General features: G+C 59.2%; 12 protein-coding genes and 1 tRNA gene. 6 read left to right on the top strand and 7 right to left on the bottom strand.

Annotation, left to right across the window (positions count from 1 at the left end):
- Window positions 1-47: 47 nt before the first annotated feature.
- Both AB5Y67_RS13150 and AB5Y67_RS13155 read right to left on the bottom strand, forming a co-directional pair.
- Complete coding sequence (locus AB5Y67_RS13150) at window positions 48-647, bottom strand: YhgN family NAAT transporter (protein ID WP_013724175.1); 600 nt, start codon at window positions 645-647, stop codon at window positions 48-50.
- A gap of 99 nt (window positions 648-746) precedes the next feature.
- Window positions 747-992 carry a YecH family metal-binding protein gene (locus tag AB5Y67_RS13155; protein WP_005357633.1) on the bottom strand — a complete coding sequence of 82 codons (246 nt, stop codon included), beginning with the start codon at window positions 990-992 and terminating at the stop codon, window positions 747-749.
- Window positions 993-1,201: 209 nt separating this feature from the next.
- On the opposite strand from AB5Y67_RS13155, the gene AB5Y67_RS13160 reads away from it, so the two are divergent.
- On the top strand, window positions 1,202-2,485 hold the full coding sequence (locus AB5Y67_RS13160) for a dicarboxylate/amino acid:cation symporter (RefSeq protein WP_005357632.1): 1,284 nt from the start codon (window positions 1,202-1,204) through the stop codon (window positions 2,483-2,485).
- Window positions 2,486-2,496: 11 nt separating this feature from the next.
- Here AB5Y67_RS13160 and AB5Y67_RS13165 read toward each other — a convergent pair whose 3' ends face one another.
- Complete coding sequence (locus AB5Y67_RS13165; protein ID WP_005339933.1) at window positions 2,497-2,811, bottom strand: DUF2007 domain-containing protein; 315 nt, start codon at window positions 2,809-2,811, stop codon at window positions 2,497-2,499.
- Between the two features lie 10 nt (window positions 2,812-2,821).
- The gene (locus tag AB5Y67_RS13170; RefSeq protein WP_047434586.1) at window positions 2,822-3,724 is read right to left on the bottom strand and encodes a LysR family transcriptional regulator; all 903 of its coding nucleotides are present in this window, start codon (window positions 3,722-3,724) and stop codon (window positions 2,822-2,824) included.
- Window positions 3,725-3,820: 96 nt separating this feature from the next.
- Here AB5Y67_RS13170 and AB5Y67_RS13175 point away from each other — a divergent pair, with 96 nt between their 5' ends.
- Both AB5Y67_RS13175 and AB5Y67_RS13180 read left to right on the top strand, forming a co-directional pair.
- Window positions 3,821-4,873: an HlyD family secretion protein gene (locus AB5Y67_RS13175; RefSeq protein WP_005348510.1), complete on the top strand. Its 1,053-nt coding sequence runs from the start codon at window positions 3,821-3,823 to the stop codon at window positions 4,871-4,873.
- Entirely contained in the window at window positions 4,873-6,426 is a 1,554-nt protein-coding gene (locus AB5Y67_RS13180; protein WP_150390146.1) for a DHA2 family efflux MFS transporter permease subunit, read from the top strand. The genes AB5Y67_RS13175 and AB5Y67_RS13180 overlap by 1 nt, the downstream gene beginning before the upstream one ends.
- A 78-nt stretch (window positions 6,427-6,504) precedes the next feature.
- On the opposite strand, the gene AB5Y67_RS13185 is transcribed toward AB5Y67_RS13180, so the two are convergent.
- A complete protein-coding gene (locus AB5Y67_RS13185; RefSeq protein WP_005348507.1) occupies window positions 6,505-7,131 on the bottom strand; it encodes a lysoplasmalogenase in 627 nt (208 codons plus the stop codon).
- A gap of 175 nt (window positions 7,132-7,306) precedes the next feature.
- Between AB5Y67_RS13185 and AB5Y67_RS13190 the strand changes: the two genes are divergently transcribed.
- Window positions 7,307-7,462, top strand: coding sequence for a hypothetical protein (locus AB5Y67_RS13190; protein ID WP_005348505.1), 156 nt, complete (start codon window positions 7,307-7,309; stop codon window positions 7,460-7,462).
- A 210-nt stretch (window positions 7,463-7,672) separates the two neighbouring features.
- On the opposite strand, the gene AB5Y67_RS13195 is transcribed toward AB5Y67_RS13190, so the two are convergent.
- Window positions 7,673-8,791: a fatty acid desaturase gene (locus AB5Y67_RS13195; protein ID WP_150390145.1), complete on the bottom strand. Its 1,119-nt coding sequence runs from the start codon at window positions 8,789-8,791 to the stop codon at window positions 7,673-7,675.
- Between the two features lie 147 nt (window positions 8,792-8,938).
- Between AB5Y67_RS13195 and fabR the strand changes: the two genes are divergently transcribed.
- Both fabR and AB5Y67_RS13205 read left to right on the top strand, forming a co-directional pair.
- Window positions 8,939-9,559 (top strand): HTH-type transcriptional repressor FabR, encoded by a 621-nt coding sequence (gene fabR / locus AB5Y67_RS13200; protein ID WP_005339921.1) that lies wholly within the window; start codon window positions 8,939-8,941, stop codon window positions 9,557-9,559.
- 19 nt (window positions 9,560-9,578) lie between these two features.
- Complete coding sequence (locus AB5Y67_RS13205) at window positions 9,579-9,944, top strand: YijD family membrane protein (protein ID WP_005339919.1); 366 nt, start codon at window positions 9,579-9,581, stop codon at window positions 9,942-9,944.
- 476 nt (window positions 9,945-10,420) lie between these two features.
- Here AB5Y67_RS13205 and AB5Y67_RS13210 read toward each other — a convergent pair.
- Window positions 10,421-10,497 (bottom strand) — tRNA-Asp (locus tag AB5Y67_RS13210).
- Window positions 10,498-10,660 lie beyond the last annotated feature (163 nt).

The raw sequence follows: 10,660 nt of genomic DNA on the forward strand, positions 1-10,660 counted from the left end.
CGGGGCTCTGCGTAGCCCCGTTTCATTCACTTCAAGATGTAAACCTCTCAGCCCTGACCGGTCACCGCCAGATAGTGATGTACCCCGTCCAGCAACATCTGGACCGAGATCATCACCAGCAGCATGCCCATCAACCGCTCCACCGCAGTGAGTCCCCGCTCACCCAGCAGCTTGTTGAATACCTCGTAGAACATCAAGATCACCGCGCTGGCAGCCCAGGCCAGAAAGAGTGCCAGCGACCAGTCCACCATCCGTGTCGGCTCCTGATTGGCCAGCAGCATCAAGGAGGCGAGGATCGAGGGGCCGGCAATCATCGGGATCGCCATCGGCACCAGGAAGGGCTCCTCGCCCGCCGCCAGCCCGGTCACGCCCCCTTCACTCGGGAAGATCATCTTGATGGCGATCAGGAACAGGATAATGCCCCCCGCAATGCTGACCGCCTCCTGCCGCAGGTTGAGGAAGCCGAGGATCTGCTGACCGACGAACAAGAACAGCATCATGATGGCCAGCGAGAAGAGCAGCTCGCGCACCATCACCTTGCGACGTCGCTTGGGATCGATATGACGCAGGATAGAGAGGAAGACCGGCAGGTTGCCCAGCGGGTCCATGATCAGAAACAGCATGACTGCGGCAGAGAAAGTATCCATACAACGCCCGGGCTATGCCCTGAATAGGGAAAAGAGAGGGGGCGAAATATAGCAAAGGGCGAAGAATTGAGCGAGCGCCATGATGCGCTCGCAGCGGGATTAACCGTGGTTGCAGATCTTGTCGGCGCGGGTCTGAAAACCCTCGGCCGAGTCGATGAATTTGCCACGGGCGGCCAGAAAGTCGATCAATGCTTCCGCATCCATCTCGCTGGCGCTGCAGGTATGAAAACGGGCCTCGGCGCCGAACCGCTCGGCCATCGCCTGTTTCAGGCTGGCACGGGTAAATTGCCCCCCTTGTGCCAACATCATCTCCATCACTTCGTGACCATGAACCGATTGCGACATCTCTCACCTCAATAATGAACATATTTAATGCCAATTAAATATCTCCCCGCCCGGAGGGATCTTGATATAGGCCAATAAATTGCGCATTTCCTGGTCAGGGGAGTGGTCACCGCCACCGCTTTGTCGATAATGTGGCAACCCGCGTCAGGGATCGCTACACTGGCGCCCCTTTTTGGCCATCGCAGACAATGTATAAGGATATTGGCGTCATGCTGTTCCATGGAGAGGCTCTCAAGCCCTGGCAGATCTGGACCCGCCGACCACTCTGGCTCAAGACCCTGATCGGCATGCTGACAGGGGTGGGTCTGGGCGTCGGCTTTGAAGAGCAAGCCCTGTTGCTCAAGCCCCTTGGCGTCCTGTTCGTCAACACCATCCAGATGCTGATGGTGCCCCTCATTTTCTGCTCGGTCATCGCCGGTCTCACCTCGCTGCTCAAGGGCAAGGCCCTCGATCGCATCGGCAGCAAGGCGATCTGTCTCTACTTCTGTTCGACCGCCATCGCCATCTGCATCGGCCTGATGATGGGCTGGCTGCTGGAACCCGGCATGGGTGCCGACATGGGCCCCTATGAGCGGGTCGGTATGTCGGAACCACCCACTCTGGCCAGCGTGCTGAGCCATCTGGTGCCGAGCAACCCGGTACAGGCGATGGTGGATGGTAAGATCCTGCAAGTAATCGTCTTTGCGGTGGCGCTGGCGGTCGCCCTCAATGCCAGCGGTCGCCGTGGCCGTCCCGCCATCCTCTTCTTCACCTCGCTGGCCGAGGGGATGTTCAAGCTGACCCAGATGGTGATGGCGCTCGCCCCTTACGGTGTCTGCGCCCTGATGGCCTGGATGACCGGCAAGTACGGTCTCGACCTGCTGCTGCCGCTGCTCAAGGTGATCGGCGCCGTCTACCTCGGCTGCCTGCTGCACGTGCTCGGCGTCTACAGCACCCTGCTGCTCCTGCTGGCACGGCTCAATCCGCTGCACTACTTCAAGAGCATCGTTGATGCCCAAGCGGTGGCCTTCACCAGCAGCTCCAGCAACTCCACCCTGCCCATCAGTCTGGCCTGCGCCGAGAAGCGGCTGGGAGTCTCCCCCGCCATCACCGCCAAGGTGCTGCCCATCGGCGCCACCATCAACATGGATGGCACCGCCCTCTATCAGGGAGTGACTGCGCTGTTCGTGGCTCAAGCATTCGGTGTGGATCTGCACATGGTCGATTACCTGACCATCATCAGCATCGCCACCCTGGCCAGTATCGGCACCGCTGGCACCCCGGGCACCGGGCTGATGCTGCTGACCCTGACCCTGACGGCGGTGGGCTTGCCGCTGGAAGGGGTGGCACTGATTGCAGGCATTGACCGGATCCTCGACATGGCGCGCACCACGGTCAACGTATCGGGGGATATTCTGGTGTCGGTGCTGATCGCCCGCAGCGAAAACGAGCTGGATCTGGCGACCTATCACGATGCCAGCGCAGGGGAAGATATTGAGTTCCCGCCGCGCTAGCGGAAGAGAGATCAGCTGTCGTGGGGATCGTGATGACAGCGCCAGCAGACGTCGAAGTTGGCGCCGTTCTCCTCCCCGCACTGGCCGCACAGCCAGCCGTTACCCTGACGCTGCTGGTAACGCTCGATGACCCGTCCTGCCTTGCTGCGATCCTCGGCCCGCACCATCAGGGTCACCTGCAACATGTCGACCGGCAGTTCGCCAAGGGCGCCCGACAGCCCCTCGCCATTGAGGCGCACCAGCACCCCTTCCGCCTCCAGCGCCCCTTTCAACGCGTGTGCCTCCAGGGTGTGTGAGGCGCGATAGAGATTGATCCAGTTATCCATAGCTCCCCCCTTACAACAACTTGTCGATGCCAAACTCGGCGCCGTTCTCAATCATGAAATCGATGAATGCCCGCAACTTGCGCGGCATCAGTTGCCGCTCCGGAAACAGCAAATAAATCGGCACCCTGGGTTGCTGCCACTCTGGCAGCAGGATCACCAGCTCGCCGCTGGCAAGCTCATCCTGACAGAGCATAGCGGGTAACGAAGCCAACCCCAGCCCCGCCTTCGCTGCCTCCCGGGCACAGGTAATATTATTGACCCGAAAACGGGATGGGGGGTCAACCAGCACCTCTTTGCCATCCAGCTCGAAGCACCAGTGAGAGGCGAGAAACCCGCTGCTCACCGTCACCCGCTCGTGGTTGGCCAGATCCTCCGGCCGCTCGATAACCGGGCTGCGGGCCAGATAGTCCGGGCTGGCACAGAGCAGCCTTCCGGTGCTCCAGAGTCGGCGCGCCGCCAGATTGGAGTCGCTCATGTCGCCAATCCGCACCACCGCATCCAGCCCTTCACTGATGGGATCCACCACCCGGTTGGTCAGTTCCAGCTCCACCTGCAGGGCGGGATAGGCCTGCAAAAACTTGGCGACCAAGCGCCCAACCACCAGTTGCCCCGTCTCGATAGGCACCGCCAGTTTGAGGGTGCCGGTCACCTCCTGCTGGCTGGCGCTCAGCATCAGCTCGGCTTCGGTCAGGGCATCGACCGCCTTGCTGCAGTGCAGGTAGTACTTCTCCCCCTCCTCGGTCAAAGTGAGCTGACGAGTGGAGCGATAGAGCAGACGCACTCCGAGCCGCTGTTCCAGTTCGGCGATGCGGCGGCTGACCATCGCCTTGGTCATCCCCAACTCACGGGCAGCCCCCGTAAACGAGCCCTTGTCGACGATACGCACCAGAATTAACGCGGCATTGAGATCCATTGTTGCACCAGTGAAACTGTATATCTCGTGAACCAATACTAATCGAAACAGTTGACCAGTGTTAGCCTGCGCCCCTTAAGTTCAGGAATCACAAAAATGAGTCAACACAAAAAAATTCCCCTGCTGGCAGCCATGATATTGGCTCTGCTCGGTCTGCTGTTCGCCGGTTACTGGTATCTTCACGGCCGCTATTTTGAAAGCACCGACAACGCCTATCTGCAAAGTGAAGTGACCGGGATCAGCTCCAAGCTGCCCGGTTATATCCGCGAAGTGCTGGTCACCGACAACCAGCCGGTCAAAGCGGGCCAACTGATCGCCCGGCTCGATGATCGCGAATACAAAACCAGGGTCGCGGAGGCCGAAGCCGACCTGCGCCTCAATCAGGCGACGGCTGAAAATCTGGCGGCCACCCGCACCCAACAACTGAGCCTGATCCAGCAGGCCGAGGCCAAGGTCGCCTCCGCCAATGCCGAACAGCTGCGCGCCAGCCAGCAGGTCAACCGGATCAGTCAGCTCAACCAGCGCCACTACAGCTCGCAAGACAGTCTGGACGAGGTGCGTGCCGGCCTGCAGGTCAATCAGGCGCAAGCCCGGGAGGCCCAAGCCGCCCTGCAAGCGGCCCGTGAGCGACTGCTGGTACTGGATGCCGAACGCAAACAGAATCTGGCCAAGCTGGCATTGAGCGAAGCACAACTGGAGCAGGCCAAGCTGGAGCTGGGTTATACCGAGCTGCGGGCACCGGCCGACGGTATCATCGGCAAGCGCAGCCTGCGGGAAGGGCTCTACGTCCAGTCCGGTATGCAGGTCGCCAGCCTGGTGCCGCTGCAGCAGGTGTGGGTCGAGGCCAACTTCAAGGAGACCCAGCTCGCCCATATGCAGCCAGGCCAGAAGGTCGAAGTAGTGCTCGATGCCTACCCGGATCAACCGGTCGAGGGGATCATCGACAGCCTGGCCCCGGCCACCGGCGCCAAGTTCGCCCTGCTGCCACCGGAGAATGCCACCGGCAACTTCACCAAAATCGTGCAACGGGTGCCTGTGAAGATCCGCATCCCCGAGCCGGGCCCGCTGGCTGGCAAGCTGCTGCCGGGTCTCTCGACCGAAGTGATCGTGGATACCCGCACTCCAGATCCCGTGGTGGCTGCCAACTGATGGAACCCATTCCACGTCGCAACTGGATCGCGGTCATGGGGGGCCTTATCGGCGCCTTCATGGCCATCCTCGATATCCAGATCACCAATGCCTCTCTGAAGGATATTCAGGGGGCCCTGTCGGCCACCCTGAGCGAGAGCTCCTGGATCTCCACCTCCTATCTGGTGGCGGAGATGATCGCCATCCCCCTGAGCGGCTGGTTGAGCCGGGGGCTGAGTGTGCGCCGCTACCTGCTCTGGACCACCGGCGCCTTTATCGCTGCCTCCGTGCTCTGCTCGTTCAGCTGGAACCTCACCAGTATGATCGTCTTCCGGGCGCTGCAAGGCTTCACCGGCGGGGCGCTGATCCCGATGGCCTTCTCCCTCATCGTCACCCTGCTGCCGCTACAGAAGCGGGCCACCGGCATGGCGCTGTTCGGCCTCTGCGCCACCTTCGCCCCCGCCATCGGCCCAACCCTCGGCGGCTGGCTCACCGAGCAGATGTCGTGGCACTACATCTTCTATCTCAACGTGCCGCCGGGACTGCTGGTGATGGCCATGCTGGCCCACGGGCTGGATAAAAAACCGGTGGACTGGGCCGTGATCAAGCGGGTAGACCTCATCGGGATTGTCACCATGGCGCTCGGCCTCGGCTTGCTGGAGGTGGTGCTGGAAGAGGGCAACCGGGAGGACTGGTTCGGCTCAAGCTTCATCGTGCGACTGGCGGTCATCTCGGCAGTAGCGCTGGTGTTCTTCGTCATCAGCCAGCTGATCCGCCGTCACCCGCTGGTCAATCTGCGGCTGCTGCACAACCCGCGCTTCGCGCTGGCCTGCTTTGCCTATCTGATCCTCGGCATGGCGTTGATGGGCTCCATCTATGTGCTGCCGCTCTATATGACCCAGATCCACAACTACAACGCGCTGGAAATCGGCGAAGTCCTGATGTGGATGGGACTACCGCAACTGCTGGTGTTGCCGCTGGTGCCCAAACTGACCCACAAGATAGACCCGCGCTATCTGGTGAGTTTCGGCTTCCTGATCTTCGCCGTCAGCTGCTTTATGAACGTCAACATGAGTGCCGACTACGCCGGGCCGCAGCTGATCCAGTCACTAATCGTGCGGGCGCTGGGGCAGCCCTTCATCATGGTGCCGCTCTCCCTGGTCGCCACCGCCAGCCTGAGCCACGACGAGATCCCCTCCTCCTCGACTCTGCTCAACGTGCTGCGCAACCTCGGTGGTGCGTTCGGTATCGCCATCATCGCGACCATGCTCGACAACGATACCCGCACCCATGTGCTGCAGATTGGCAGCACTCTGGCCGCCAGCAGTATCGAGGGGCAGAGCTATCTGCTGCAACTGGCCCAGAGCATGATGGCGCAGGGTTCAGGCCCCGAGATTGCTCAGCAGCAAGCCCACGCCATGCTGGCCAACACCATCAACCGGGAAGCAGCCATCATGGCCTACAACCAGGTGTTCTACATCATGGGGATCTTCCTGCTGGTCGCCAGCGGCCTGATGCTGTTGCTCAAATCCCCCGCCCCACGGGCAGCAGATGCCGAACCGCTAGAGGCGTGAAAAACCGCAGGGCATAAAACGAAAAACGGGCAAGCGCCCGTTTTTCGTTATCTGTTGCCTGCACTCAACCAGAAGACGTTATCCCGCCAGCGACCCTGCAATCAGGAATTGCGCTGCGAAGTAGCTGCTCATCACCCAGGCGCGGGCGTGGGGAAAGGGGCGGCGGAAGCGATCGAGCGCCAGCATGCTGTCGGAGAAGAGGAACATCAGCGCCCCCACCAGAGCAGCGGCAGAACCGGCAGTGAGAGAGGCGTGCCAGGCACCTGCGGCCACCCAGGCCATGCCGATGATCACCAGCATGTAGCAGAAGACCGGGATCCGCATCTCCCCCAGCTTGCCCCACAGCAGGCCGAATACCATGCCGGCGATCAGCAACAGCAGCAAACCATCCACCAGATTGAGCAGCAATGGTCCTTGGGCAAAACCGACGATATAGCAGAGATGCGCGACAAGAAATGCCGCCAACCCCTGAATGAAGCGATCACTTGGCAACATCAGCAGCACATCGCCCGCCAGCGAGAGGCAGAGGCCGAGCAGGATCCAGGCGTGGGAACCGTCGTGGTCATAACTCTGGTAGCCGAACGCCAACGCGATGATAAGCAACATGGTCAGCGGCTTGCTGATATAGAACTGGCGGCTGTCTGAACCGTAGGCAGCACGGATGTGCCACCAACCTGAAGCGATGATCAAGAAACTCAATAACATGCCCTGCTCCTCACCTGTTGCTCGCAGTCATACGGCAACCGTTTTTATCATGGTGCAGGGTAACAAATTCCCTCCCCCAGTGGCAGGGGTGCTTATCAAATGGACAGACTAAGCCTAAAGTCTAATTGCCGCACCGAGTGGTTCAGGGCATAAGTGACGGGTCTGGAGGATCACCATGGAAGAAGCTATGAAGAACTATCTGCCCGCCATCGATATCATGATGTGCCATCTGGGGATCAGCTTTGAGCAGGCCTGCGAACAACTGGGTCTCAGCCAGCAGGAGCAACAGGCACTGGATCAGTTGCAGCAACAGCAGAGCCAAGCCAACTAAGCCCTCCCGTTATTGGATATCATGATGTGCCATCCGGGGATCAGCTTTGAGCAGGCCTGTGAACAGCTGGGTCTTAGCCAGCAGGAGCAACAGGCACTGGATCAGTTGCAGCAACAGCAGAGCCAAGCCAACTAGCTTGAGTTGAATCATAAAAGAGAAGACCGCCAGCAGGCGGTCTTCTCTTTTAGTCTCTGTGATAACCGGGTGGCATCATGCAATACCTGCCAGCAAACGACTCCAGTTGCGTTTACCAGCGATGAAGCCGTCCCGCAGGGCCCGGTACTCCAGTTGCAGCTTGAGGCTGTCATAGCGCGCCAGCGCCTTGCGTTTGCGCAGCTCCAGCAGCCGCTTGCGACTGGCGTAATAGTGTTGCAACTGCTGGCTCAGCTTGTCGTACTCCTCCTGCAGCAGCGCCTGCCACAGTTCGCGATCTTCCTGCTTGCGCAACTTGGCTTGTGCCCGTTTCAGCTGCATCTGCAGCCGGGCTTGTTCGATACGCTCCTCCGGCGAGGATCTGAGATCCCCCGCCAGACCACACCAGGAGGCGAGCCGGATCAACCACTTGGTCGGATCGAACTGCCACCAGTGAATGCCGTTGCGGTAGTCATTCTCGAACAGGTGGTGAAAGTTGTGGTACCCCTCGCCAAAGGTTAAAAAAGCCAGGATGCCGTTATCGCGAGCGGTATTGCGGTCGGTATAAGGCTGACTGCCCCAGATATGGGCCAGCGAGTTGATGAAGAAGGTGGTGTGGTGAGTCATCACCATCCGCAGCACGCCCGCCAACAGCAACATGCCGAGCATATCCCCGTGCCACAGGCCAAGCAGCAGCGGCAGCCCCAGATTGGCCGCCAGTGCCAGCGTCAGATAGTGACGGTGCTGAAACGCGACCACCGGGTTGTTCTGCAGATCCCGCACATTGCTGTAATCGCCATAGCGATCTCCTTGATGCTCCCGCAACATCCAGCCGATGTGGGAATACCAGAAGCCACGCCCCGCGCTGTAGGGGTCTTTATCGTTGTCATCCACATGACGATGGTGACGGCGGTGATCGGCCGACCAGTGCAGGGCCGAATTCTGCAGTGCCAACGCACCGCCGATGGCAAACAACCACTGCAAAGCGGGGTGCGCCTTGTAGGCCTTGTGCGACCAGAGCCGGTGATAGCCTGCGGTGATGGATAGACCACTCAGGCAGAACAACAACAGGAAACTGGCCCACTGCCAGAGATCGTAACCGTGGCTCATGCCGTACCAGGGTACGACAATCAACGCCACTATCCCGGAGAGGGAAAACAGAAGGGTATTGGTCAAAATAATGGGGGGTCTGGCCATCTCATTGCATCCTTTCAGCGAACAGCTGTTCGCCATTTTCTATGGTGATTTCCTCACGGTCAATGGTAAAAAAGTAGGATACAAACCTGATCCTGAGGCGCCTTCGGGTTATCATTTGTCCTCGTTAAGCTGAAGGTGACTGATTTCGTGGGTATTCGCGCTCAACAAAAAGAAAAAACCCGGCGTACATTGATCGATGCTGCATTCAGCCAACTGTGCGCCAATCGGAGTTTCTCCAATCTCAGCCTGCGGGAAGTCGCTCGTGAAGCGGGCATCGCCCCAACCTCTTTCTATCGCCACTTTCGCGACATGGAGGAGCTGGGCCTGACCCTTGTTGACGAAGGAGGTCTCACCCTGCGCCAACTGATGCGCCAGGCACGCCAGCGCATTGCCGGTGGTGGCAGTGTCATCAGCACCTCTGTGCAGACCTTTATGGAGTTCGTCGAGAACAACCCCAACATATTCCGGCTGCTGCTGCGGGAACGCTCCGGCACCTCGGCCGCCTTTCGTCAGGCGGTGGCTCGCGAAATCCAGCACTTTATCGCAGAGCTGACCGATTATCTGGAAGCCACCACAGAAGCACCACGGGAAGATGCCTACATCCAGGCAGAAGCCATGGTCACCATTGTCTTCAGTGCCGGTGCCGATGCACTCGACATGACCAGCGAAGAGTGCCGTGCACTCTCCGACCGAACAATTCGCCAACTGCGGATGATCGCCATGGGCGCCGAGGTACAAAACCAGAAGCGCCGTGAACCTCACCCATGACCACAGGATGGAGAACGATATGACTGAACAGCTTATGATCCCGAAAAAACCGCTCGCCATGGCCATGCTGATTGGTATCTGTGGCGATGCCTCTCTGGCCGTGCTGACCAACTCGGTTGTGCCTTTCTCCTTCTTCCCGCTGATTGCCCTCTGGCTGGCGGCCTATCAGCTGTTCCAGCACTATCGCCATGAACCCATGGTGGGCAACACCCCCATCTGTACCCTGCTCTGCTTCTTTATCGGTGTCTTCGGCCACTCCGCTCTGCTCAAGGTGCAATACCCGGAACTCGGCAGCAACTTCTTCTCCCTGATCATGATGCTGCTGCTACTGGCAGCACTCTCCATCAAGCTCGGCCTGAGCATTGGCAACAAAGAGAAGCCCTGATAAATCAACCGAGTGATGGTAATCAGTTGATAGATAAAGCAAAGAGGCCTTCCCGTCGGGAAGGCCTCTTTGCTTGAACGGTACCTGATTAATCCGGCAATCTCGGTATTCCCAACCCAGCCAAGCCGCTGGGCTTCAAGATCGATGTACAGATGGAAGAGGGGGTGGTCAATATGGAGCTGCCCTGTAGTCAGCAGGCAGCAGAAGCCTGATTTGACCGCCTGCAGAGTCGTTCAAATTGCTGTGAATGAAACTGATAGGGCTCGGATATAGCCAGAAAATGGTGGAAATAACCGGCTATCTGGCACTCTCTCGGCAGGTAAAAACCAAACGTTGGCGGTTTAACGCGCTAAAAATACAAAAGCCCGGTCGTGAAGCCGGGCTTTGTGTTGGTTCCGGTGTGCAACCATCGGGGTCAGTGGGTAAAAACGCCCATAGCAAAAAGGCCTTCCCATCTGGGAAGGCCTTCAAATTAGTGGCGGAGCGGACGGGACTCGAACCCGCGACCCCCGGCGTGACAGGCCGGTATTCTAACCGACTGAACTACCGCTCCGCATTCGGTTAGCTTTCGCTAAATCTTCTGCTGCATTTTCTGAGGTGTCATCCTCGCAGCCAGTGACATGATTCTTCACATCGCTGTTTAATTGGGTGCCTGGCAGTGTCCTACTCTCGCATGGCGAATGCCACACTACCATCGGCGCTACCGCGTTTCACTT

The sequence above is a fragment of the Aeromonas sp. s12 genome (assembly GCF_040907925.1).
GTDB classification, from domain to species: Bacteria; Pseudomonadota; Gammaproteobacteria; order Enterobacterales; family Aeromonadaceae; genus Aeromonas; species Aeromonas veronii.